This is a genomic window from Dyadobacter sp. (assembly GCF_017744695.1).
In the GTDB taxonomy this organism is placed as follows: domain Bacteria; phylum Bacteroidota; class Bacteroidia; order Cytophagales; family Spirosomataceae; genus Dyadobacter.
Window position 1 is genome coordinate 234516 of sequence record NZ_JAGIAS010000011.1, and the last position, 25984, is coordinate 260499.

The 25984-nt window shown below is 53.0% G+C and carries 18 protein-coding genes; 6 read left to right on the plus strand and 12 right to left on the minus strand.

The features are described 5' to 3' along the window. The first annotated feature begins 184 nt into the window (after positions 1-184). The 3 genes from J7619_RS30250 (at position 185) to J7619_RS30260 (ending at position 2936) form a co-directional block, all read left to right on the plus strand. Positions 185-1822, plus strand: a complete 1638-nt coding sequence (locus tag J7619_RS30250; RefSeq protein WP_291208082.1) for a phage tail protein — start codon at positions 185-187, stop codon at positions 1820-1822. 116 nt (positions 1823-1938) lie between these two features. Next, the gene (locus J7619_RS30255) at positions 1939-2505 is read left to right on the plus strand and encodes a Crp/Fnr family transcriptional regulator (RefSeq protein WP_291208084.1); all 567 of its coding nucleotides are present in this window, start codon (positions 1939-1941) and stop codon (positions 2503-2505) included. A gap of 62 nt (positions 2506-2567) precedes the next feature. Next, on the plus strand, positions 2568-2936 hold the full coding sequence (locus J7619_RS30260) for a glyoxalase (protein WP_291208086.1): 369 nt from the start codon (positions 2568-2570) through the stop codon (positions 2934-2936). Positions 2937-2953: 17 nt separating this feature from the next. On the opposite strand, the gene J7619_RS30265 is transcribed toward J7619_RS30260, so the two are convergent. The 5 genes from J7619_RS30265 to J7619_RS30285 all read right to left on the minus strand — a co-directional run bounded on the left by J7619_RS30265 (position 2954) and on the right by J7619_RS30285 (position 12281). After that, entirely contained in the window at positions 2954-4510 is a 1557-nt protein-coding gene (locus tag J7619_RS30265; protein WP_291208088.1) for an alpha-amylase family glycosyl hydrolase, read from the minus strand. Positions 4511-4524: 14 nt separating this feature from the next. Then, positions 4525-5571, minus strand: coding sequence for a SusE domain-containing protein (locus J7619_RS30270; RefSeq protein WP_291208090.1), 1047 nt, complete (start codon positions 5569-5571; stop codon positions 4525-4527). After that, positions 5568-7145: a RagB/SusD family nutrient uptake outer membrane protein gene (locus J7619_RS30275; protein WP_291208092.1), complete on the minus strand. Its 1578-nt coding sequence runs from the start codon at positions 7143-7145 to the stop codon at positions 5568-5570. Before J7619_RS30275 ends, J7619_RS30270 begins: the two co-directional genes overlap by 4 nt. An 18-nt stretch (positions 7146-7163) precedes the next feature. Continuing rightward, positions 7164-10133 (minus strand): TonB-dependent receptor, encoded by a 2970-nt coding sequence (locus tag J7619_RS30280; RefSeq protein ID WP_291208094.1) that lies wholly within the window; start codon positions 10131-10133, stop codon positions 7164-7166. 267 nt (positions 10134-10400) lie between these two features. Continuing rightward, a complete protein-coding gene (locus tag J7619_RS30285; RefSeq protein WP_291208096.1) occupies positions 10401-12281 on the minus strand; it encodes a helix-turn-helix domain-containing protein in 1881 nt (626 codons plus the stop codon). Positions 12282-12524: 243 nt separating this feature from the next. On the opposite strand from J7619_RS30285, the gene J7619_RS30290 reads away from it, so the two are divergent. After that, the gene (locus tag J7619_RS30290; protein ID WP_291208098.1) at positions 12525-16553 is read left to right on the plus strand and encodes a hybrid sensor histidine kinase/response regulator transcription factor; all 4029 of its coding nucleotides are present in this window, start codon (positions 12525-12527) and stop codon (positions 16551-16553) included. Here the strand turns inward: J7619_RS30290 and J7619_RS30295 are convergent, their stop codons facing one another. Next, complete coding sequence (locus tag J7619_RS30295; RefSeq protein ID WP_291208100.1) at positions 16554-17174, minus strand: DUF3455 domain-containing protein; 621 nt, start codon at positions 17172-17174, stop codon at positions 16554-16556. It lies immediately after the preceding gene. A 228-nt stretch (positions 17175-17402) separates the two neighbouring features. Here J7619_RS30295 and J7619_RS30300 point away from each other — a divergent pair, with 228 nt between their 5' ends. Both J7619_RS30300 and J7619_RS30305 read left to right on the plus strand, forming a co-directional pair. Continuing rightward, a complete protein-coding gene (locus J7619_RS30300; RefSeq protein ID WP_291208102.1) occupies positions 17403-18704 on the plus strand; it encodes a vanadium-dependent haloperoxidase in 1302 nt (433 codons plus the stop codon). Positions 18705-18830: 126 nt separating this feature from the next. Continuing rightward, the gene (locus J7619_RS30305; RefSeq protein ID WP_291208172.1) at positions 18831-19670 is read left to right on the plus strand and encodes a class I SAM-dependent methyltransferase; all 840 of its coding nucleotides are present in this window, start codon (positions 18831-18833) and stop codon (positions 19668-19670) included. Positions 19671-19737: 67 nt separating this feature from the next. Here the strand turns inward: J7619_RS30305 and J7619_RS30310 are convergent, their stop codons facing one another. The 6 genes from J7619_RS30310 to nuoI are packed head-to-tail and all read right to left on the minus strand — an operon-like array spanning position 19738 to position 25971. Then, entirely contained in the window at positions 19738-21174 is a 1437-nt protein-coding gene (locus J7619_RS30310) for an NADH-quinone oxidoreductase subunit N (RefSeq protein WP_291208104.1), read from the minus strand. Beyond that, positions 21161-22675 carry a NuoM family protein gene (locus J7619_RS30315; protein WP_291208106.1) on the minus strand — a complete coding sequence of 505 codons (1515 nt, stop codon included), beginning with the start codon at positions 22673-22675 and terminating at the stop codon, positions 21161-21163. Before J7619_RS30315 ends, J7619_RS30310 begins: the two co-directional genes overlap by 14 nt. Next, the gene (nuoL, locus tag J7619_RS30320) at positions 22672-24561 is read right to left on the minus strand and encodes an NADH-quinone oxidoreductase subunit L (RefSeq protein ID WP_291208108.1); all 1890 of its coding nucleotides are present in this window, start codon (positions 24559-24561) and stop codon (positions 22672-22674) included. Before nuoL ends, J7619_RS30315 begins: the two co-directional genes overlap by 4 nt. A gap of 22 nt (positions 24562-24583) precedes the next feature. Then, the gene (gene nuoK / locus J7619_RS30325; protein WP_291208110.1) at positions 24584-24895 is read right to left on the minus strand and encodes an NADH-quinone oxidoreductase subunit NuoK; all 312 of its coding nucleotides are present in this window, start codon (positions 24893-24895) and stop codon (positions 24584-24586) included. Further along, the gene (gene nuoJ / locus J7619_RS30330) at positions 24892-25452 is read right to left on the minus strand and encodes an NADH-quinone oxidoreductase subunit J (protein ID WP_291208112.1); all 561 of its coding nucleotides are present in this window, start codon (positions 25450-25452) and stop codon (positions 24892-24894) included. Before nuoJ ends, nuoK begins: the two co-directional genes overlap by 4 nt. A 3-nt stretch (positions 25453-25455) precedes the next feature. Further along, on the minus strand, positions 25456-25971 hold the full coding sequence (gene nuoI, locus J7619_RS30335) for an NADH-quinone oxidoreductase subunit NuoI (RefSeq protein WP_291208114.1): 516 nt from the start codon (positions 25969-25971) through the stop codon (positions 25456-25458). Positions 25972-25984 lie beyond the last annotated feature (13 nt).

Below are 25984 nucleotides of genomic sequence, written 5' to 3' on the forward strand. Positions count from 1 at the left end.
CGGGAAATCATCATCTCGGCATATTTTAATTTTTTCCTAATATCCTATAATCATTATCCGCCGACAAAAAGCGGCAATCGGGGGAAGGACGCGAAAAAATGCCTGACGGTTGTAACCGGAAGAGGTTAATTAAGTATTTTGGCCCTGTGTACATCGTAACCGCTTCCTAACCTTAGTATTGCCAATGCCAGTACCCAACATGCCGATCGGCACTGTCGCACCTTTTGCCGGAGATATTACGAACGTCAATACGTTGATACCACTCCAGAATTCCGGCTGGCTGGTTTGCGACGGCGGCTCTTACCGGCAAGATGCCTATCCCGAATTGTTCCATGCAATCGGTACTGCCCATGGTGGTGATGCGGTCAGCTTTAACGTTCCTGATCTGCGGGGAAGATTCCTTCGCGGAACTACCGGTAGCGCTGCTGTCGATCCCGACGCCGGCAACCGTACGTCGGCTGCTCCCGGCGGGGCGACCGGCAACAATACAGGTTCCTGGCAACCGGCTGCCACAGGTTTGCCCAAAAATCAATGGGTGTTGCAATCAGCCGGCTCGCATACACATACTTGCAGTCACCTAAACGCTCAAATGCGCATGGCCTGGAGTGGTTCAACTCAAACAATGGCCCGTTGGAACGCGCCTGCAACAACCCAAAGTACCGGGGCACACTTCCATCAGCTAACGGGATTCGATCAGGAGACAACGCCTGTCTGCGTCGCGATGTATTTTATCATCAAAGCCAAAGAGCCCTATCAGTCAACGGGTGATACCCCTGCCGGTGCGATCATTGCCTTCGGTGGCGGCATGTCCGCACTGCCTGATAAATGGTTAAAATGTGACGGTACTCCTTACGATAAGGCACAGCAGCCCAACCTGACAAAAGCAATCGGAAATAATTATGGTGGAGACGGTGCAGGTGTGCTAAATGTTCCGGATTTGCGAGGCTACTTCCTCCGGGGAGCCAGTCATGACACCGGCAGGGATGCAGATGCCCCTAAACGACATGCCTTAAACAAGGGTGGCAATGAGGGCCATAAGGTGGGCTCTGCGCAGTTTTACGCCACAGCTTCACCCAGGACACTCCGTCTTACAAATACGGGCAACCACTATCACTATATTGACAAAGTGCCTCAAACGAGCAGCTATGCAGCCTTCGGTGCATCCGGACCCGCGGCATTCAACTGTATGGTGTGGACAGAAAATCAAACGACCTCTTCGGAAAGTGGAGATCATACGCATACGCTCACAGGCGGTGACAAAGAGACCAGGCCGGAAAATATCTACACTGATTTTCTGATTGCGAGCGATAACGTCCCCCAATCGGCGCCCCCTGTCGGTACTATCCTGGCATTTGGCGGAGATGTAACCGACGATCAGGTCTTGAGAGCTCTCAAACGGGCCGACTGGATTCCATGCGATGGAGGCATCATCAATATGGCGGTTCGTGAATACTGGGAATTAGGAGAAATCATAGGCCGCATCTATGGCGAAAGTTTTCTGGGCGACAGACTCCCCGATCTGCGTGGGTGTTTTATAATCGGCGCAGGCAAAGTGCGGGCGGGTACGTTACTGGAGAACTCCAAGACAGGCGCACCCAATAACCCGATCATCACCACAACCGATGGCGAGCATACCCATATTATGAACAATGTCCCCACGGAAATGCAGAACATCGACCGCGTGGCGGGCATTGAGCTTGCTCAACACAATTCCCATGGCCACACTTCGTCAAATGGTGAACATTCACACCAGATTTCAGGTGGAGATTCCGAATCAAGGCCGGTTAATGTTTCTGTAAATTACATCATCAGGTGTAAATAGTTGTAAAACGTCTTTATCGCTCAGCAATTCCTTGACAGACCCGGCAAAAGTGCTCCGTTCCGAATAACCTTGACGGTAATTCTCGTATTTTCGGGCTGAGCAAACAATCAACCGGTATGTATGCAGCTATCCTAAGAGCGACAGGAAATTATCAGGATTCCGACATCGGGCTTTTTGAGAAAGAAGTACGGGCGCGAGAAGTCCTGAAACACGAATTGTTGCTCCGAAAAGGCGAAGTTGCCCGGTCCGTATATTATTTGCTGGAAGGCGCCGTACGACAATACGATATCGTCTCTGAATCCGAATACAATACCATTGACCTCCATCTTGCCGGAGACTGGTTCTTTAATCATGAAAGCCTGGTCGCCCAGCGTCCTTCCCGGTTGTTCATCGAAGCCTACACCGATTGCCGGTTCATCGAAATCAGCCTGGATACAATTCACTATCTGACGGGCAAGTCAATCGCGTTTTTACAGCTCAACAAGGTTCTGGAAGGCGCGTTTCAAAGAATGCAATTTTTTGACCAATCCATGACACCGGTAGAGAAATACCGTTACCTGCTTGAAAATCGTCCGAAAGTGATCCAGGCATTCCCGCTCAAAATCATCGCCTCCTATCTCAAAATCACACCTGAAACTCTCAGCAGGGCCAGGAATGCGGTGGCGAATGGCGCCATTTCTTGATTTCGATCAAGATGAGTACTCACGCCAATGTTCTACTTTTGGCAGGAAATACTGCATATCATATGGAACACAAAGCATTATCGATCCGCCCATTCATCGGGGCTACCGATTTCGGAGTTTCCCGCGCTTTTTATCGCGATCTGGGGTTTCAGGAGGTCATACTGACGCCGGTTATGTCGCTTTTCAAAACCGGAGACCATGGTTTTTACCTGCAAAATGCATTCAACAAGGATTGGATCGACAATACGATGGTATTCCTTGAAGTGGAGAATGTACAAAGCTTCTGGGATGAGCTTGTGACGCTCGACCTTTCGGCGAAATACAAAAATGTACGCCTAACCCCGATACGGGTCGACCATTGGGGTCGCGAATGTTTCGTTCACGACCCTTCGGGCATATTGTGGCATTTCGGGGAGTTTTTTAAAAAGTAGCAAGGCTAAGCCCTGATTTACCGCAAAACCGCCGATCCGTAGGCCGGAATTTTAAGCAGTTTGCCGCTGATTTCGACCTTTTCAGAAGACGCGAACAACAGCTTCCTGCCACGCGCTCCCGCAGGAAGCTCAATGGCCTTTTCCACGCCGCTCACATTATGCACGACCAGCAGGTCCCCGCTCGCGTGCGGGCGCGTGAATGCGATGATGTGCTCCTGCCGGATGCCCGCATCACCCAGGTTCACAGGCGCTACCTGGCGTAATGCAGGATATTCGTGCCGTAGCTTGAGCAATTTTTTATAATGATGGTAAATAGACGCCGGGTCCTTCACCTGGGCTTCCAGGTTACGCACCTTGTCGTCGGTGGAATATGACGGTTTCATCCAGCTTGTGCGCAGCTTGTCTGTCGCCTGGTCCCGCCACAGAAATGGTTCGCGAATGTTTTCATCAGGTTTGTTACCGAGCATGCCTATTTCTTCGCCATAGTAGAGGTACGGCTCACCGGGGAGCGTCAGCAGCAGGCTGGCGGCAAGCTTCATTTTGGGGATGTCGCCATTCACAGTAGTGCCAATGCGGACGTGGTCGTGATTATTGTTAAAAACAGCATCGATAAAATCGGGATTAGCCGCTTTGTAAACCGCGTGGGTTTGCTGCAATTGCTTGATGAGATTAATAGACTCGCCACTTTTAAGCATTTGATGGATAGCCAGGGCCGCGTCGATGTTGAAATTGGCAGGAAGGCCTTTGAAATACGGCGCAACTTTTTCAGGGGTTGACCAAACCTCCCCTACCAGATAAACGTCCGGCTTGAAGCTCCTCACCTTCTCGCGAAACTCGATCCAGAACGCATGGCTTTTCTCCGCCTCCCAGTCGGGGTAAATGTGCTTGGCAGCATCGAGCCTGAACCCGTCCACTCCTACTTCGTTCAGCCAGAAACCGGCAATATCGTAGATTTCCTCACGAACTTTGGGATTGTCGAAGTTAAGGTCCGGCATACCGCTCCAGAACAGGCCATAGTATTTTTCATCACCACCCTCTTTCACCGCATGCCAAGGATTGACTTCCCATGAATCACCCGATTTCTCGCGTGTAGCGATGCCCAGCGAATCGATCGTCTTTTGGGGAAGCCACACATAATAGTCGCGGTAGGGATTCTGCTTTCCCTGCCGTGCCTGCTGAAACCACGGGTGCTGATCGCTGGTGTGGTTCACGACCAGGTCCTTGATGATCCGGATCCCCCGCTTGTGCGCTTCTGAAAGCAACCTTTTGAAATCAGCCATTGTGCCATATTCCGGATCGATTTGCCGGTAATCCGTCACATCGTACTTGTGGTAGGTCGGCGATTTACAGATGGGTGTGAGCCAAAGCGCATCCACGCCCAGGTCTTTCAGGTAATCCAGCCTGGATGTGATCCCGTTGATATCCCCTATCCCGTCCCCGTTCGAATCGGCGAACGAGCGGACGAATATTTCGTAGCAAACAGCGGGAGGATTGGTTTGCCGGGCCTGTGCCGCGGCCCCGGTCAGGAGCCACAGCACGGCAAAACAGCATCTTTTGACCTGCTTGAAATCCATGAATCAGATGAAAGTTATTTTTTGGTGATAGAATAAATATAGTTCCCCGCATTGCTCAGGTTGAGGCTCACGATATACGTGCCGGCCGCATCCACCTTGATGTTCCCATTGTCCAGCGTGTCGGGTATACCATCAGCATTACCGTCTCCATATGCGAGAGCCCAGTCGTCATTCGCTCTGAATTTGACTTCTCCCTGGGTCAACGCCACTTCCGCAGTCCAGGCCCCGCTTTTCGGGTCGAACGTCAGGTCCTGGTCCTTATCCCAGCCACCTTTGGTCGCCGAGCCCAGTACGCCCCATATGGTTTTAAGCGACGACCACGTGCTGGTGTTCAGGTCGGCTTTGAGCAGGTAATAACCGGAGCCTTTCTGCGTCAGGTTACCGCTGGTTCCCAGCTTGCCGGGGCCTCCGCTGCCATAATCACCTTCATTCCAGTTGGGTGCATTGGTAAATTTAAATTCGGTAGTTTCGTCCGGAAAGTAAACATAACCTTCAAATCTTTTGTCGTCCTTCACCGAAACCAGCTTTGGCGCCTTGTCCGGGGCCCAGCCCTGATAGCTGCCCGGAACGTAAATCGCCGGATAGACGATCACGACAAAATACGGCTTGACCGACAACTCCTTCGTGGCCGAGATCGTATTCATGCGTTCGGCCGAGGTACCGAGTGACGATATCACCCGTGCCTCCACATCCGCCGCCTGCCCGGCTGCCAGTTTGAGCTTGTTGATCATCAGGCCATTGATTTCGCTGGTAGTAAGCGACTTTTTCAACGCGCTGCCGGCACTGATCTCCACCGGTTTTTGAAAATTATTACCCTTTTTGTCCAGCTGAATGGTATAGCTGATCACACTGGCGAAGCCATAATCCACAGGCGTCCAGGAGAAAACGACAGCCTCCTTATCTGCATTTGCGCTGGTCAGTTCCAGTACAGGCTGGTTCACGGAAAGCGTAGCCGCCGGCCCCGGCGTGGCGATGGTTTTGATTTCATCCTTTTCACAGGCCGACATCATGGCAAATACCATTAATGAGGCAAAAACTGATATGCTGCGGTACTTTTTCATGGGTTCTGTTGGAGGTTAGGGTTCGCAATGAGGTCTGTGGCAGGGATCGGGAACAGGTTGAAACTCTCCGAAACCCCTCTTCCGTCTTTTACCCCACCCTTCCAGGGCCAGAGGTAGCTTCCGGAAGTCAGCAATCCATACCGTACCAGATCGGTGCGGCGGTGGGCCTCCCAATAGAACTCCCGGCCACGCTCGTCAAGCAAGTCGGCGAGGGTAATGGCCGTCACATTGCCGCTCGCATTCCCATAGGCACGCTCGCGAAGTTTGTTGAAATAGGTAACCGCGGTGGCCTCGCTACCTCCCGTTCCGCCGCGTTTCACGGCTTCTGCATAGGTCAGGTACATTTCGGCCAGGCGGAAGAGCGGAAAATCGACGGATGAAAAAGAATTGCCCGAAGACGGCACAATGGCCCCTGCCCGGGTAACGTTCCGGAATTTGGTAATAGCCAGCCCGTCGGTGAAAACGGAAGGATCGTCCATTTCAATCTTCTGCCCGAAAAACATCGCGCGTTTGTCTTTCTTGCCACTGTAATCGCCGAAACGCAATGGAAGGTTCTTGGTAGCGCGGTTGCCGCCCCAGCCGCCATTGGGAATGCCAAATGATGCAGGGTTCATCGCCGCATTGATACCCGCGTTGATGATGAACGTCGTACCACCGTTGTTCTGGGTTTTGATCCCGTCGTAGTTAATGGACAAAAGCACTTCCGGGTTATCCACGTCATTGTCGCCCAGGAACAGGTGCTTGTATTCAGGCATGAGCGAGTAGCCCGACTGGATCACTTTTTCCGAATACGCGATCGCGTCGTTGTACCGTCCCTGACCTTTACCCAGATACACCTCCGCATTCAGGTACAGGCGGGCCAGCAATGCCCAGGATGCCGCTTTGTCCACCCGTCCGTATTCGTTTTTACGTGGTTCCGCCAACGTGGCTTCCGCCGCTTTGAGTTCCGACTCGACGTAAGCAAACAAGTCAGCGCGTTTGATTTGCGGCGGGATGTATTTGCCGATGGGATCTTTTTCAGTCACAAAAGGAGGATTCCCGAAAAGGTCCATTAACACCCAGTACTGAAACGCCTTCAAAAACTGCGCTTCGGCACGGTACCGGCGGATTTCCTCCGCATCTTGCCCGGCAATACCCCGGCCGGCCAACTTCTCATCGGACGACTCGCGGATAAACTCGTTGCAAACCGTCACATGGAACAAGCTGCGGTTGTAAAGGGCGCTCAACAACACGTTGCTGGCGGTCCAGTTCAGGTTGTGGAAGTCGGGAATACCGGGATCGTTCCAAACGCACGCCGCCTCGTCGGTAGTAAGCTCCTGGGCGTTCCAGAAAAGCCTGAGGAAATCGGCCTGCCCCGGGTCGATACCCGCCAGGTCGGAGGTATTGATACCATTGTTACCGGCGAGCGCGAAGCTTCCATATACCTTGGCCAGCACCTGTTTGTAATCTGCGGGTGTTTTGTAGGCAATATCGGCGGTAATGGAATTCGTCGGCGAAAGGTCCAGGTCTTTCGTGCAGGATACGGCTCCTCCAACCAGCGCCGAGCACAGCAATGTTTTATATAAGAATTTCATAATCAATATTTTTAGCGATTAAAAGTCCAGATTCAGGCCCAGCACGAACGTTCTCGGCCGCGGATAGAGGTTGTAATCGATACCACCGTTGATCTCGGGATCGAGGCCCTTGTATTTGGTGACTACAAATACATTCTGGCAGGTCGCATTGATCCGCAGGTTCATCCGGTTGCCCAGCACACGGCCCGCACTGTAGCCTATGCCCACATTGTCCATGCGCAGGAAGGAGGCATTCTGGACATAGTAATCCGACTGGTAACGGTTGTTGAAGAAGTTGGTATTATAAATGTCCGTGGTACTGTTGCCGAGGATGTTGTTCGGGTTCAGGATATTTCTCCTCACGCCGAAGTTCGAAGCCACGTTGTTGTACATATAGTTGCCGATGTTCGCCCGGAGAATGGTGCTCAGGCTCCATTTGTCGTAAGTAAGCTGCGTATTGAAACCCAACATTACCTTCGGAAACGGCGACTTGTAGCGGTACTGGTCCTTTTGGTTAATCACCCCGTCGGCGTTCAAATCCGCGTAGACACCTTCCAGCGGTTTGCCATCCTGGTCGTATACCTGCTTGAAAACATAGTACGAAAAGGTATTGTAGTTAACGGAGTGGATCTGAATGCTCTGCCCGGTCCCGCCGGTGATGCCGCCGGTTTGGTTACCCGCAAATTCCGGGTCGCTGACGGCCGTCAGGTTGGTAATCTTGTTATTGTTGTAGGTAACATTGAACCCCGCATTCCAGGTCAGCTTGCCGGTAGCAATCGGCGTACCGTTCACCGCGAATTCGACACCCTTGTTCTCGATATTACCGACGTTGGTCAGGATCTGGTTGCTGAAATTCGAACCAATGGGGATAGGTACGGTATTCAGCAGGTTTTTTGTCTTTTTGTAATAAACATCCAGGCTTCCCGACAGGCGGTTATTGAAAAACCCGAAATCCAGGCCAGCATTGGCCGTTGCCGTCTGCTCCCACTTGATATTCTGGTCATAGGCAGCCGGGGCGGTCATGTTGTAAAAGGTATTTCCGAACTGGTACTGCGACGCGTTGGAACTCACCGAGTAAATACCGAGGTACGAGTAATTGGCAATGCCGTCCTGGTTACCGGTAACCCCGTAGCTAAGCCGGAGTTTGAGGTCGGTCAGCGCGCTCACCGGCTTCATAAACTCCTCCCGGTTAATGCGCCAGGTCACTGCCACAGACGGGAATACCCCCCAACGATTTTCAGGAGAGAACCGCGACGAACCGTCCGTCCGGATCGAACCTGCGAGGATGTACTTGTCGTCGAAAGTGTAAATCAGCCTTCCATAGTAGGAAATGAGCGTATTTTCGGGGATGTCATATGCAAATTTGGGTTGCGAACCTTCCACAATCTCGCCATTGGCGCTGAAATTGGGATAGAAGTAATTTTTGGTCGCATTATTGTAGTAGCCATAACCGGCCGTAGCACTTACATTACTTTTAATACTTTTGAGATCCTTCGCATAGCTGAGGTAAAATTCGGCGACCTTGTTGTTCACCTTTTGCAAATACTTGTTGTTCTGGCCCTTGGTCGTGAAATTCTGCGCGGCATATTCCGGCACGAATGTCGTTCCGCTACCCTTTGAAATGTCGTACCCCAGGTTCAGGTTCGCATGCAAATCGGGCAGAAAATGGAATTTATAGTCAAATTGCGCATTCCCGAAGCTGCGGTTGACCCTGCCGTTATTGTCCTGCTGGCGGATCAGCGCCACCGGGTTTCTCGGCGCATTCGGGTTGAGCGTCGCCTTACCGGCATCGTCTTTGGTTACCCATTCGAAATAACCACCGAACGGGCTTGTTTCATCCATCACCGCCTGGGTAGGATCAAACTGCACCGCATTGATGATCGCGCCCTGATTGGCGAAGTGAGATTTGGTCTGAGCCCCTTTCAGGTTCAGGTCGACTTTCAGGTGTTTGTTGAAAAACCTCGGGCTGATGTTGATCGAAGCGGACGGGCGCTGCATTTTGTCGGTGATCAGAATCCCGTTTTGCAGCAAATATCCCAGTGAAACCCGGTAGGGCATACTTTTCAATGCCCCTGAAATGCTCAGGTTATTGTCGGTGCTGATGCCGGTGCGGTATATTTCATCCTGCCAGTCGGTTTTAGCAGAACCCAACAATGCTTTCTGGGCATCGGTCCCGTTCGTTTCTACATAAGTCCTGAACTCGTCGGCGCTGAGCGCATCCACGGTTTTGATAATTTTCGAAACAGCCAGTTGCGTATTGAAATTGATCACCGGCGTTCCACTCTGGCCTTTTTTGGTGGTGATCAGGATAACGCCGTTGGATGCACGCGAGCCGTAAATGGCCGTTGCCGAGGCATCTTTCAGCACGGTAAACGTTTCAATATCGTTCGGGTTGATGAGGCTGAGCGGGTTCGGTGCGCCGCTCAGGCTGCTGCCGCTCAGCGGAACACCGTCAATCACGATTAGCGGGTCGTTACTCGCATTCAGCGACGCTCCCCCGCGGATGCGGATCGTGCTACCCGAGCCCGGCTGTCCGTTGTTGGACGTGATCGAAACCCCGGCCACCTTTCCCAAGATCAGTTGCTCGGGGCTCTGGACATTGCCTTGCTGGAAGTCCTTCGACGAAATGCTGGTGATCGAGCCCGTAAGCTCCTGCTTTTTCTGCGTACCATACCCAATCACGACCACTTCCGAAAGCTCTTTTGAATTATCGGCCAACGTGACATTGATGACGGATTCGATTCCGACAGCCACTTCCTTCACCAGCTTGCCCACGAAGCTGAATACAAGCGTTGCACCGGCCGGCACGTTGGAGAGAGAGTACTTTCCTGTTTCGTCGGTTTGGGTACCGAGCGCGCTGTTCTTGACCACAACGGTAACGCCGGGTAATACCGAGCCGTCATGCTCATCGGTAACTTTTCCACTGACCGTGCCTTGCGCCATAAGCGCGACATTCCCAAGCAGGAGCAGAAGGGCAAAACAGACTGTCTTTTGGTAAAGCTGTTTCATCGTAAAGGGATAAAATGTGATTGATTGCTTTCGAACATTTCGAGACGCCAATCGGATAAATCCAATTATTTATCGAAATATTTCCTGGCAAAACTATCCCCTTTCGAACCCGCTGTCGTTCCACTTCCCGTTTTCAGTGATTTTTTTGAAAACAGGGGCCTAATACATTATAAATAATTCATTTCCAATACATTAAATACACCATTACGAGCTCCACTTTATAAAATGGCACTTATTTTCCTGATAATTTAAACCCAAAAAAGTCAATTATTCCTCCGGACGGCTCGCATTATAGTAGTCGCGCGGGGTCTGCCCGGTGATTTTTTTGAACGACCGGTTGAATGCCGTTTTGGAATTGAAACCCACCTCGTAGGCAATGCTCAGCAGCGTGTAGTTTTTGAATTTCGGGTTATCGACCCGTTTTTTGAAATCCTCGATCCGGTAGGAGTTGATGAAGTCGAAGAAGTTCTTTTCGAAGCCGTCGTTAATCACCCTCGACAATGTGTGCTGCGACAGTTTCAGCTTGCCGGCCAGCTCGCTCAGGGTCAACTTCGGATTGGTGAAAGGCTTTTCTTTGGCCATGTACTCCTCGACCTGCCGTTTAAGATCAGAAATATCCTCCGCCTGCTCCGGTTTCTTGTCGGCGACGCTCTCCGGGCTTTCCTCTTCTTCCACACTCACGCCGGCATCAAAAATCGATCTTGGCTGCGGCGATATTTTGAAGATTTCGGGCTGGTGAATCGCAAAGTAACCCACGAAATAGGTAATGGTGGAAAAAGCCAGCCAGATCGCGTCCACGCTCCCCTCGACGATCTGGGTCACGTCGAAATCAAAGCAATAGCCCAAGCCGAGCATCGCGAAAAGGAAGTACCACAGTCCCAGGCATAGCGCCTGGATAAACAGCACCGTATTGAGGTAATGCAGGTTTTGTTCATACGAAAAATGGCTTTGGTACTGCTCTCTGTAAAAACGAAAGGTCTTGCGGAACAGAAACCAGAAATAGGTATTCCAGCCGAGGGCGAGCAGGCCCGTGCCAAGAAACACCCCGAATAAGCTCCGGTCGCGCACCAGGAATAGTAAGTGCAGTTCCCTGTCGCTGATCAGGAAAAACGGCAGGTATACAAAACACTGCAACAACACCGGTAAAAAAAGCACCACCTGCCTGAATGGCTTGACCGATTGATTGAAAAGCAGCCTTTGCAGGTAGAAATAGAATGCCGGAACGTAAAGGAAAAGGATGAAGTCCGGCATGAGGAGGATTTTCCCGAATGCCTGCGCTGCCTCCCGGTACCCGCCGATCGTCCGCAGCAGGATCATCAGCGAAGCCACACCGATCGTAATCACGAGCCAGCGGTTGGCCGGCCGGTTGTAATTCTGCATGGATGGGATCGCGATGATCAACAGAATACCCTGAAAAACCGAAAACAGCAGCAGCAGGTCGTACAAAGAATAGAAATGGAACGATGCTGAAAGATCTTCCCAACCATCTATCTCAATGTTGATCGACATGTGATCGACTTTCGAATCGCGGTAGATCGTCCGGTTCGGGCGTGCCTTGCCACTCTCCCGCCCTTCGATGGATTGCCAGCTCCCGCGCGTGAACTTGTATTCGACCGGGTCCTTATCCGTGTAAATGGTGGTCCGGTAAGTCCCGTCCACGTTTTTGTACACCTTGTAAAGCGGGTTCGCAGGCTCCCAGTCATTGAAATTCCCCGAAATGAATATCTCCGCATCGTGCGGCGTGTTTTCAGGGAGCTTATTGATAATGAAAGTATATACGATTTTCTTTTCCCAACCGGCAATGCGGATTTTGACCAAATGCGGATCGGCCTCTTTCGATGCGTCGTAAACCCGGTCGGCCAGCGGGCTTCCCGAAGAATCTCCCTCGACCATCGTCCAGTTGCCCTGGGTAATCTTGTATTCAAATCTCGACGGTACCTTCGGAATATCGATGTAATACTTTCCTGACGGGTCTTTCCTGAATTTGTAGTTCGGGTCACCCGGACTCCAGTTATTCAGATCCGAAGCGAGAAAAAGCGATGCCGACGGGGAAATCAGCGGCGGAGACGCCACAATTTCCATCCGAAGCTGCGCAAAAGCAACTCCGCACACCAAAGCCAGGATAGTGGTTAACAAAAGCTTATACATGTACAAATCAAATCAAACATTTGCTAAAAAACTATCCGTGCCGGCGGGTGGAGGCTTTTGGGGAACGCCCGTCTGAGATTCAATCGGAGCACCAGGACCCGTTAACTAAGTTCCACCCCTGAACGCGCCCCTGAACATTGCTCCTGCCTTCAAAATACAATACTTTTATTTCCTGATTCACAACGTATCGTACTCACCACGTGTAGGTTTGCTCCTGACATGCCAGGCTTTACTACCCGACCTATGAAAAAAATAACCCTGCTTTTCGCCCTGGCCATGGGCCTGAACGCAGCGGCACAAAAGCCCGATTCTCCGCTTGCAAAAATCTGGCAGCAGAGCCTTCCATTCATTACCAACTATTCGACGGACGAATACAAGGCAGCATTCCAGAACTGGGCGCTGGTACAGGGCAATAATGGCATTATGTATGCCGCGAATAACTCGGGGGTGCTCGAATACGACGGGGTGACATGGCAGCTCATACCTACCAGCGAGGGTAACCCCGTACGGTCGCTCGCCAAGGACGCCCAAGGGCGCATTTATGTCGGCGGCTCAGGGGAAGTGGGCTATCTGGCCGAAAACAGCCAGAATAAAATGGTTTTCCATTCGCTGAAAAATAAACTCAGGAGCGCCGACCGGAACTTCGGAAATATCTGGTTCACTTTTGCCGACAAGGGCTCTGTTTATTTCGTCTGCGATCTGCATATCCTCGAATTTACCGGCGGGAAGTTCAAAGTATGGAAAAGCGACATCGGTACGCTGGGTTTTGCCTGGCTGGTCAACGACGTCCTGTACGTGAGCGTAAGCGGGAAGGGCTTGTACCGAAAGGAACGGGATGCATTGAAACTGGTCAAAGGCGGCGAAGCATTTAAAGGAATGGGGCTCACGACCTTGTTACCTTTCGAGGGCAAAAAACTGCTGGCAACAGGCCTCAGTAAGGAATTCTACATTTACGACGGGGCAGCGCTGGCACCGTTGATGAAGGACGGCCAACGGGTCAGGATCAAGGATGCGGTGTACCACAGCGCACAGCTCAGCAGCGGAGATTATGCGCTGGCTACCACCGGGTCCGGGTTTTACCTGATGCAACGCAACGGGACCATCCGTAACAATATCTGCCGGAAAGAAGGGCTGTCCAGCGACGCCGTGTATGCCGTTTTCGAGGATGCTGAAAAGGATTTGTGGCTCGCTACCGACAATGGGATCAGCCGCCTGGAAATCAGCTCGCCGTTGCGGGTACTCAACGAAAATCACGGTATCGACGAAAATCCCATGGACATCGAGGTTTTCAACAACAAACTCTTTACCACCAACAGCAAGGGACTTTTCGAATTGAATAGCCCGCCTTCGCAGGATATTTCCAAGCTCCATTTCAAAAAAATCTCCGGCATCGACAACCTGACCATGCATTGCCAGACCTTTGGAAACGAACTGATTGTATCCAATTACGACGGCGTTTTTGTGCTGGACCAAACCGGTCGCCGGTCGCAAATAGCCAAGGAAAATGTAGTACGCGTAGAGGAAGCCCGATCGGCACAAGTCCCGCCGCATTTACTCGTAGGCCTGGAAGGAAACGGCCTTACCGAGCTGCTTTGGAAAGACGGCAAATGGGTGCAGGGCGGCAGGCGCGACGATATGAAGTTTTATTCCGAAAGCTTCGCGCGCGGGGCGGACGGCACCATTTTCATCAACAGCCGGCGAAACGGGATCTATGAAATGGCCTGGCAAACCCCAGGCGCAGGGCATTCATTGGCCGAGCCGTTCAAACTGATTCACCATGGCCCGGAAAACGGGCTATCGTCCAATAAAATCCGTTGGTTGGAAAGGGTTGGCAATACGGTTTACGCTTCCACCGACGAGGCTATGCATCGTTTTAACCCTGCTAAGCGTGCTTTTGAAGTAGATTCGGTACTGACCGCCGGTGTAGCGTCCTACAAGGGCGGGTGGATCAACGAAATAGTCGCCGGCCGCGACGGTACCATGTGGTTTACACTTTACCACAATTACCAGAGCCAGGTTTTCGAATACGCACAGGGCAGGTTGCAAAGGTTACCGGTGTCGGGCCGGCTGTCGGAAGCGCTTATTTCCAAAGTACACGACAATGGCGACGGATTCATGGTTTTTGGTTCCAACAAATGGCTGGTACTTTTTGACAAAAACCTCCAAACGGGTATCACCAGGCCATTCAAGACCCTGATCCGCCGGATTTCGATAGACCAGGATTCTTCGGTCAGTTTCCGGGGCGTCCCGTCCGAAATGGCTTACGGTCACCGGCTGCGGTTTCAGTTTGCATTGCCCAGCTATGATCTTTCGGCTAAAAACCAGTTTCAATATTTCCTCGAAGGTTTCCACGACAAATGGTCTCCGTGGTCGGGCGAGGCGTTCGTCGACTTCACCAACCTGCCCGAGGGGAACTATGTATTCCGGGTCCGTGGCAAAGACGTATATGGCCATGCGGGAGAGGACGACCTGTTGGCCTTTACCATTTTGCCGCCATGGTACCGCACGTGGTGGGCATTTGCCATTTACGCCATGTTGCTGGGAGGGATGGCCGTCATGCTGGTGCGGTTCCGTGAAAGAAAGCTGAAACTGGAAAAACTTGTCCTGGAAAATACCGTCCGCGAGCGCACCGAGAAAATCATGCTCCAAACCGAAGAGTTGAAAGAAATGGACCGCATGAAGTCGCGGTTCTTTGCCAATATTTCTCACGAGTTCCGCACGCCCCTAACGCTCATTCTGGCGCCTCTTGAAGAGGAATTGGCCCGAAAGCCTCCCGAAGAACAAGGTAAACTACTGCTCATGAAGCGCTATGCCAACCGGTTGCTGGAACTGGTCAATCAATTGCTGAACCTGTCGAAACTGGAAGCGGGTAAAATGGAACTTCACGTCCAAAAAGGCGAGTTGCGCCAGTTTCTGAGTGTGCTGTCCTCCTCATTCGACTCGCTGGCGCAGCATAAGGAAATTGCTTTTGAAAAAAACATTACAGTACCGGAGGGGCTTTTCTGGTTCGATCCCGACAAGCTCGAAAAAGTGATCATCAACCTTCTTTCCAACGCATTCAAATTCACGCCACCGGGCGGCACAGTGAAGTTTGCCGGTCATATTACCGAACGGGGTGGCAGGCCTGTGCTCCAAGCTTCGGTATCGGATACGGGCCGCGGCATAGCACCCGAAGAACAGAAAAAGGTGTTTGAGTCGTTTTATCAAGCCAGGCAGACCGTCGAAAACCAGGATGGCGGCACAGGCCTGGGATTAGCATTCGCCAAAGAGCTCGTCAAGCTGCACAATGGAAATATCTCACTCCACAGCGAGATCGGCAAGGGCTCGGTTTTCTCCATTCAAATACCCATTGACAGGGAAGGTTACAAGCCAGACCAAATCATCGAAAATGCTCCCGATCAATACACATTATCTTCCACCCAACCGGCTGCGCAGGCCCCGGCCATGCCGCTTTCAAAAGACGAAGGAAGTCAAGAACGTCATGCGGCAGCCGGCGCGACTATGCAGGAAACAGTACTGATCGTGGAGGATAATGCCGAATTGCGCGACTACATGGCGTCCCTGCTCGAAGGCCAATACACCGTTTTCAAGGCGCCCGACGGCGTGGAAGCGCTCGCATGCGCACGCAAGGTATTGCCGAGCCTTATCATCAGCGACCTGATGATGCCCCGGATGGACGGCATCGAGCTCACGGCCGGCATCAAATCCGACGAACGGACGAGCCATATCCCGGTGATCCTGCTTACGGCAAAAAGCGGCCAGGAATCAAGGATCGACGGATTGAAAACCGGCGCGGACGATTACCTCACCAAGCCGTTCTCCGTGGAGGAACTGACGGTCCGGGTCGCGAACCTGATCGAACTTAGAAAAAAACTGGCCGGGCGCTACCGCGAACGCATTCGGGTACACGTCACGTCCCCGGAAGAAATGTCGCTCGATGACAAGTTTCTGATGAAAGCCAAGGCAATCGTGGAAGCCAATATGGAAGACGTTCTGTTCTCGGTCGAGAAAATGGCGGATGAGATGAGCCTGAGCCGCACCCAGCTGTTGCGAAAGCTCAAAGCGCTCACCGGCCTGGCCCCGAACGATTTTATCCGCGACCTGCGACTTCAAAAAGCGGCTGAAATGATCCGTCAAAAAGCCGACACGATCACGCAGATCGGCTATGCGGTGGGATTTAATGACCAATCGTATTTCAGCAAAAGCTTTAAAAAGGAATTCGGCGAAACCCCCACGGAATATGCCGCGAGGGTTTCCCAAAAAGAAGAATAATCAGGGAATGCGTTTGACGAACCGGTAAACGGCCGTGTAAGGTACGCTGGCCGTATCGGTCAGGCCGGTCGGAGGCGTTACCGGGACCCTCCCGCCCGTTGTGGCAATCCTGAAAATGTACCCCACCCCCTGAAAAATACCGGTCGGCTCCTGCCCGTCCTTGTTGCCCAGCAGCAGCCAATCGATGCTCTTCGGATCTTTGGAATAGGTTTTCGCGGGGCTGAACGCCTGCCCCATAATCGTGTATCCCGGGCCATTCAGCTTCCAGGTGGGGCCGGCATAATGGCGTCCGATTTTCGCATTGGACGCATCATACAATTCCGCTTCCGGCGCCACAAAAACCCACTGGTACTGAACCGCCCCCGCGCCCTCCTTCACCTGCGCCTTGTACTTCTGCACCCCGACAGCGAAATAGGTAGCGACCCGCTCATATCCTTTCGGATTGGGCGGAAGTGTAAATGCTGCCGGCATCGTCAGATTTTCACTGAGCATAATATGGTCGGCAGGCGTGGTAACCGGTTTGGGATGGTCATCTTGATCCGAGCAGGCGTTCAGGGAGCCCATCAACATAACGAATGCGAGAATGCGTCCGCACAGGCGGAAAATGTGATTGTTTTTCATAGCTGTTTAATGTAAATGAATGGGATAAAAATGGTTGGGACCAACCGGCGACAAAACTAAATGCGCCCAACCGGCCCGGATTGTAAGCGGGATGCAAAATCAGGTAGTTACGAGCGGCCGTTTTCCAGACGCTCACGGTGATGCATAATTACCTGGATATGCTTCGCCATTACAAGTTTTGACCCCTGACCGCAATGCAACTTTGCAGCCTCAATCATCTATTATCACATGAAAAATTTAACATTATTCAAACGCGTCAGACAATCGGCCATCGGATGGCTTGCCTGCACAATGCTCACGGTCTCGTGCACCGATCACGACGGCCCCCAGATTCCGGCCGAACAGCCTGTTTCCGCCGAAGTAGTCACATCGTGGCTCACCATGCAACTGAAAATCGCGCAGGCGACGCCCGCCTCGCCCCCCGTAACCGCTCGCAGGTGGGCATACAGTGGTGTAACATTATGGGAATCCTTGCAGCCTGGCCTGCCGGGTTACCAGTCGATCGCACCCCAGCTTAACGGCCTGCCCGCATTGCCGCAGCCGTCCGGTTCGCTGCGCTACTACTTCCCGGCCAGTGCCAACGCGGCGATGGCAGCTATCAACCGGGTGATCCATCCGGGTATCTCAGCCGCTACGCTGGCCCGCGTCGATTCATTGGAAGCAGCCAATCTGGCGAAGTACCAGGCGCACCAGCAGCCCGACGTGCTGGCCAATTCCATCGACTTTGGAAAGAAGATCGCGGCAGCGGTTTTCGAATGGTCCAAAACCGACGGCTATGATAACGCCACACCGTATACGCCGCTCAGCGGACCGTCGTACTGGAAACCCACGCCACCCGCATTCGCCCCGGCTATTCTGTCCAACTGGGGCAAGGTGCGGACGATCGTGGCTAACAGCGACGCGGGTGCCGAACAAGGTGCGCCGACGCCCTATTCGGAAGATCCGGCTTCCGAATATTATAAGCAGGCGGAAGAGCTGTATGCCATTTCGCAGTCGCTCACACAGGAGCAGCGCACTGTCGCAACGTATTGGCCCGACAATTCATGGCATAACATTCTGAGCCAGGTTCTGGCTGCCGAAAAACCCGGGCTGGCCGTGGCCGCCAAAGCCTTCACCCAGCTGGGCATCGCCATGTCCGACGGAGCCATCAGTCTTTGCAAAAGCAAATACGTGTACCAGGGTATGCGCCCGATCACCTACATCCGCACGGTGATGAACCATCCCGACTGGAATACGGTCTTCGCCACGCCGCCACATCCGGAATACCCCTCGGGCCACTCGGTCATGTCGGCTGCTTCGGCGGAGGTATTGACCCACATTTTTGGCCAAAACTACCATTATGTGGATAAGCCTTACAACCTGCCCGGTTTTGCGCCCAGGACTTATAATTCGTTTGAAGAAGCGGCCGCCGAGGCTGCGGTTTCGAGGGTATATGCCGGCATTCACTTCCGCAAAACCTGCGAGGTTAGCCTGCTCCATGGAAAAATTGTGGGGCAGAATGTGATCGGCAAATTAAAGTTCGAACCGTAAACTATGTCGGGTAGTATCCGGCACAACACCAGCCATGAAAATGCTTAAATTAATGACCATTCTTCTCGCGCTTTTCCTCTCATTGATTCATTATCAGCGAGTCGTTTAGCAGAATAAAAATAGTACCTGTTTAATCTAAAAATGAAAAATAAAATGAATGCAAACAAAGCACTTTGGGAAAAGGGTGACTTCACCCGTCTGGCAGAAACAATGCGCGAAAGCGGCTCTGCACTGGTAGCGAAATTAGGAATTACAAAAGGCCAGGAAGTCCTCGACCTGGGCTGCGGCGACGGTACCACCGCCATCCCTGCCGCACGACTGGGCGCTCATGTCCAGGGTGTAGATATCGCCAGAAACCTCGTCGAAGCCGGCAACGCCCGGGTAAAGGCCGAGGGACTGACCAACATTACTTTCCGGGAAGGCGACGCGATCAACCTGGAAGGCATCGGGGACAATTCTTTCGACGTGGTGGTGAGTATTTTCGGTGCCATGTTCGCACCCCAGCCATTTGACGTGGCGAAGGAAATGTATCGCGTAACGCGCCCCGGCGGCAAGATCGTCATGGGCAACTGGATTCCCGGCGATCCGACGCTCGTCGCCCAGATCCTGAAAGTGAGCTCGGCCTATACCCCCGCCCCGCCGGAAGGCTTTGTCAGCCCGATGCTTTGGGGCGTGGAAAACAATGTAACCGAGCGCTTCGTGGCTGCGGGCGCGTCGAAGGAAAACATCTCTTTCGAAAGGGATACATTTACATTCAGCACGCCTGTCCCTCCGGCTGCGTTTCTTGAAACTTTCAGGAAATACTACGGCCCGACCATGAATGCATTTGAAGCGGCTGAAAAAAACGGGAAAGAAGCCGAGCTTCACCGGGAACTGGAAGTATTGTTCGAAAGCCAGAATCAAAGCGCGGACAAAAACAAGACTTCGATTCCCGCTACATTCCTGAAAGTAACGGTTCGCCGCTAAGGTAACTTACGGAAGGCCTGTTCTCATTTTGTTACAACAATCTGACGAACAGGCCTTTTTTTCATGGCTATTTCAATTGCAGCCCCTGAACGACGCCAATCACGCCATCGGGATAGACGCCCAGCCAGATCAGGGCAAAAGTGAGAACGGAAAGGACGGCCATGCTGATACCCAAAAAGACGGGGTATCGGGCCGGTGGATCGGGAAGCAAATCGCGGGTACCGGCGAACAAGGTCGTAACCACCCGGAGATAGTAGTACAGCCCGACCACACTGCTCAGCACCAACACAACGGCCGGCAACCAGAGCCCTTGTCCGATGCCGGTCGTCAGCACGTAAAATTTCCCCGTAAAACCCGCGGTGAGCGGGATACCCGCCAGCGAAAACATGGCAACGCTCAGAATCGTCGCCAATGCGGGATGCTTCCAGAATAATGCTTTGTAACGAACCAGGTCGTCCGCATCCGACTCCGAATCCGACAAGATCGTAACCACCCCGAATGCGGCGAAAGTGGTGATAAAGTAAGCAAGCAAATAGAAACTAACCGTCTGCGGCACCACAGCGCTTCCCGGAATGAATGCCACCAGCAAATACCCCAGGTGTGCGATAGAAGAATAGGCGAGTAGCCGCTTGATATTTCTCTGCCTCAATGCCAGCAGGTTACCGGCCACCATCGAAGCAATGGCGATCGTGATCAGGACCGTCTGCAACTGCTCCGACCGGAAACCATCGATCGCAATGAAGAACCGGAGCATGGCAGCCACTACCCCACCCTTTGAAGCCGTGGCGATAAATGCCGTCACGGGCACCGGCGCGCCCTGGTACACATCGGCCGTCCACATGTGAAACGGTACCACGGCCAACTTAAAGCCCAGTCCGACAAGCATAAGCCCCAGCCCGGTAAGCAGCAATGGCGGCACACTGTCGGCCGCGACCACACCGGCCATTCCGGCAAACGACATCGTACCTGTTTGCAAATACACCAGGGCCATTCCAAAAAGCAGAAACGCCGACGAAAATGCCGCCAGTACCAGGTACTTGATCCCCGCTTCAATGCTATGGTTTCGCGTACGCAGGTAGGCGATGAGCGCGTACAAGCCTATGGTAAGGATTTCAAGTCCCAGAAACACGGATACGAAATGTTCACTCAGCGCCAGTACGCAGGCGCCCAGCGTACACAGGAAAAGCAGCACGTAATACTCCCTCGGCCCCTCCTCTTTTTCCTGAAAATAGATGTATGAAAACACATTGACTACTAATCCCGAAAAAATGATCAGCCCGGTCATGAAAGTGCCGAAGCTATCGATCATAAACAATGTACCTACTTCGTACGGAAGCATTTCACGGATATTGAGCAGCGAAATGAATGCGATGGCGAAAAGCAGCAGGCTCACAAGCTGGATAACACGGTGGCTCAGCCGCGCCACGATCAGCAACATCACCAGGACCGAAGCGCCTGCCAGCACCATGAGCGGCATCAGCGCGGAAAAATCATTGTTTGACATAAGACTGATGGTGTGAGGCCGTACTATGAACGTCCATAAACCGGATAAGCTCCGTGATAGCTGGCTTTGCCGTGTCGATCACCGGCTGCGGGAACAGCCCGAGCCAGACCACCGAAACCGTGAGCGCCGCCATGATCAGCATTTCCCTGAATGAAAAATCGGGAACAGCTTCCAATGTCCTGCGGGGGCCCAGGAATATCTTTCCAACGATGCGCAGGGAGTACACCGCCGAGAATATCAGGCCGGAAACGGCCGCTACGGCAATCCACGGCTGCGCCTGAAAAACGCCGAGCAGGATCAGAAACTCGGCCACGAAGTTTCCCAGGCCCGGTAACCCCAGCGACGCCATGGCAAACACAAGTCCGATGGTGCCCATTTGAGGCATAGGCCCCCAGAGTCCGCCCATTTGCTCAATATCACGGGTATGCAGGCGCTCCTTGATCATCCCTGCCGTTAAAAACAACGCGCCGGTACTCAGGGCGTGCGTAACCAGTTGCATGACCACCCCTTGCAATGCCAGTTCATTCAATGCAAAAATCCCTGTGATTACAAAGCCCATGTGGCTGACGCTCGTGAATGCGACCAGCCGTTTCAAATCCGTCTGCGAATAGGCCATTACCGCCCCATAAATAATCCCCGCCACGCCCAGTACCATGGCCGGGAGCGCTACGTCCGCCACTACTTCGGGGAACATGGGGACCACAAACCGCAGCATACCATAGGCCCCTGTTTTCAGGAGCAATCCGGCCAGAATGAGACTTCCTGCCGTGGGCGCCTCCCCGTGCGCATCGGGCAGCCAAGTATGGAACGGGAACACCGGCAGCTTGACGGCGAACGCGATCATGAAGCCCAGCATCAGCCAGAAAGCCGTTTGGAATGGTATGACGGTTTCGGCCAGCTCAAAATAACCGAATGTGTAAACGCCCGTATCGCGACCGTGGATGAAATACAGGCCCAATATGGCCAGGAACATCAGCAAGCCGCTCGCCTGTGTAAAAATGAAGAATTTATAAGCCGCATATACCCTGTTTTCGCTTCCCCATATACCAATCAGAAAGTACATCGGGATGAGCATTACCTCCCAGAAAAAATAGAACAGGAACATGTCCAGGGCCATAAACACCCCGGCCACACCGGCCAGGATCCAGAGCAGATTGAAGTAGTAAAAACCGGTTCTCTCCCGGATTTCATCCCAGGAACAGAGCACGGCCAATACGCCGAGGAAAAATGTCAATGCGAGCAAAAGCAGGCTCAGCCCATCGACCGCCAGGTGAAAGGTTATGCCAAAGGAAGGGATCCACTCCTTGCGGTAGTCCATCAGCCATTGCCGGTCTGTCACCGAATGCGGCGAGGTGGTGGCCCAAAGAAGTATGACCAGCAACAATCCCGCGGCACTGGCCATCAATGCAATCCATCGCGGAAGGTGCCTGTTCCACTCCCCGGCAACCGCTGCGGCAACGGCGCCGACCATTAAAACCGTGATCAAAAGAACCAGCATCATAGCATTATCTGAATACCCAGGATGAGAATTGCACCAACTACCAGACCCATGATATACCACCGGAGCGAGCCGGATTGCGTTCTTGCAAGCAGCTTGTACATTTCGTCCGTCGCGGCAGCTATGCCGGTGTACAGCTTGTCGGTTATATCCGACTTATTGATTTTGGATATAAAAATGAATGGTTTCACGAGCATTTTATCGTACAGCGCATCAAATCCCCAGCCCGAGAACCAGAAGCGGTGAAGGCTCGCCAGCAGGGCGTTATGGCGGAGGCTTTCGACGCGTGCAGGTTGCTGGTAATAATAATGGTATCCGAGAAATATGCCGCCCAGGGTAGCCAGTGCCGCTAATAGCTGAAACAGCCATTCAGAAGGAACGTTATCCCGCATGATCGTCTCCGGCAGTACCGGATGCAACAAATCCGAAAAAAGCGTTAAATGTCCGAAATTATGCGGCAACTCAATAAAACCGGCGAAAATTGAGAACACTGCGAGCACCACGAGTGGCATCGTCATGCGCTTGCCCGGCAAATGTCCGACCGGCGTATACGAGTCTCCCCAGAAGGTCAGGATCATCATCCGGGTGGTGTAGGCTGCCGTGATCAATGCCCCGGACAGGGCCACAGCCCATAGCAACGGCCCGCCACCATTAGCCGACCAGGAGTACCACAGGATCTGGTCCTTGCTGTAAAACCCGGCGCTAACCAGCGGGACTGCGGCCAGGGACACGGCACCTGCCAGGAAAGTCCAGAATACGACCGGCATTTTGTCCTTTAACCCACCCATTTTAAACATATTGTGTTCATGATGAAGGGATTCGATGATGGCCCCCGCAGCGAGGAAAAGTAATGCTTTAAAAAACGCATGGATCATAAAATGGAATATCGCGGCCGTCCACGCCCCCACACCCAGCGCGAGGAACATATAGCCGATCTGGCTGATGGTCGAATAAGCCAGTACCCGCTTGATGTCGTACTGGGTAAGCGCGGTGAGGCCCGCGAGCAGCAAAGTCGCCGCCCCGATAACGGCGATAACGAGGCGGGCGGTTTCGGAAAGGGCGAAGATCGCGTGCATACGCGCCACCAGGTACACGCCTGCGGTCACCATCGTAGCCGCGTGTATGAGCGCGCTCACGGGTGAAGGCCCCGCCATAGCGTCCGGCAGCCAGGTTTGCAAAGGAAGCTGGGCCGACTTACCAAGCCCTCCGGCCAGCAGCAACAGCGCTGTGACCGTAACGATGGTACCATTGACTTGCCAGATTGCAGAAGCATTGGCCCCAATGTCGGAAATAACAAGGGTACCGGCCTGCTGGAAAACCATAAACAGCCCGATAGCCATCGCCGCATCGCCGATCCGCGTGACGGTAAATGCCTTACGGGCCGCATTGCCATTGGCAGATTGTTCGTACCAGAAGCCGATCAGCAAGTAGCTGCAAAGCCCCACCCCCTCCCAACCCAGGTACATCAGCAAGAGATTGTCGGCCAGTACCAATACCAGCATCGAGAACACAAACAGGTTCATGCTGGCAAAAAAACGGGCATAATCCCTGTCCTCCTCCATAAATGCGGTGGAATAGATGTGGATCAGCGCACCGATAAATGTGATGACAAATACGAAAACCAGGGAAAGGACATCGAGCGTGAGGGTAATCTTCGCACTAAACCCACCCACCTCGAACCATGTCCACAATGTCTGAGTGTATACAGGGTTCGCCGGCATGCCGGCCAGAAATGCGCTGCCGACGGCGAAGGTAACCAATGCGGAAAGGCAGATGCTGCCCGCTCCGACAATGGCCACCATTGGGCGGGAAAGCTGTCTCCCTGCCAATGCGAGGATCAGAAATCCGCCGAGCGGAAGGGCGGGAATGAGCCATAGATACTTGTCCATGAGCTTTCGGTTTGCGGGTTACTTACCCATTCATCTCTTTCAGATTATCAATATCCAGCGATTTGTGCTGGTGGTAGATTTGCAGGATCAGCGCCAGGCCAATGGAAACCTCCGCGGCCGCCATCGCCAGAATGAACACAAACATCACCTGGCCGTCGGGCTGCCCCCACCGGGAGCCTGCCGCCACAAAGGCCAGTCCCGACGCATTGAGCATGATCTCGACCGACAGGAGCATGAAAATGATATTTTTCCGGATGATTACCCCGACGATCCCCAATGCAAACAGCAGGCCCGCCAGCAATACCACCACCTCGACTGAAACAGCTGTTTTCATAGCACCGCTTCTTCGTGTTTCTCTTCTTCTTTTTCCTTTTCTTCCTGTAAAAACCGGTGCAGTACCAGCTTTTTATGGCGGCCGATATGCGCAGCCCCCACCACTGCGGCCATGAGCAGCATCGCTGCCAGCTCAACGCCGATCAGGTATTCGCGGTACAATGCAGTAGCCAGCTCACGCGGGCTTACCACAGCCGGGCTGTAAGCACCCTGCCCCGAAGACAAAACGAGCGCCAGAAATTCAGCAAACAAGATGGCTGCCAAAACTGTCGGCCCGACCCATACTTTGGGTTTCAGCCACTTTCGCTCCTGCTCGGCGGTCTCCTTTCCCAGATTCAGCAGCATGACCACGAAAATGAAAAGGACCATAATCGCTCCCGCATAGATGATGATTTCCAGCAACGCCGCAAACGACGCACCAAGCAGGTAAAAAAGCATGGCGTGCGCAAGCAGCGACACATTCAGGTACAGGAGCGCGTGAACGGGATTGTGCCGTGTGATGACCATCCATGTGGCCGCCACGGCTACGGTACCTGCGATGTAAAAGGCGATTTCCATAGTTTACGGGATCAAACTGCGTATATCTACCGGCGGCTCTTCATTCGCGCCTTCTCCCTTGCCTTTCACTCCGGCGGAGAGCCCGGCCACTTTGTAATAGTTATAACCCGGGTATTTACCCTGGCTGTCGATCAGCAAATCCTCTTTTTCGTACACCAGGTTCTGGCGGTTGTATTCCCCCATTTCAAAATCGGGTGTGAGCTGGATCGCGTACGTCGGACAGGCTTCCTCACAATACCCGCAGAAAATACATCTCGAAAAGTTGATCCTGAAAAATGCCGGATACCGCCTGCCGTGCTCGTCCTCAGTGGCTTGCAGGGAAATGCAATCAACCGGACACGCAGCGGCACAGAGGTAACAGCCTACGCATCGCTCGCCTCCGTCGGGATCACGCGTGAGCACGATCCGCCCCCGCCAGCGCGGGTGCAGCACTACTTTTTCTTCCGGGTATTGGATGGTCTCGCGCTTCCTGAACATGTGCAGGAAAATAAGACCGATCGATCTGAGTAAGCTGATCATGACGCATTGGGTT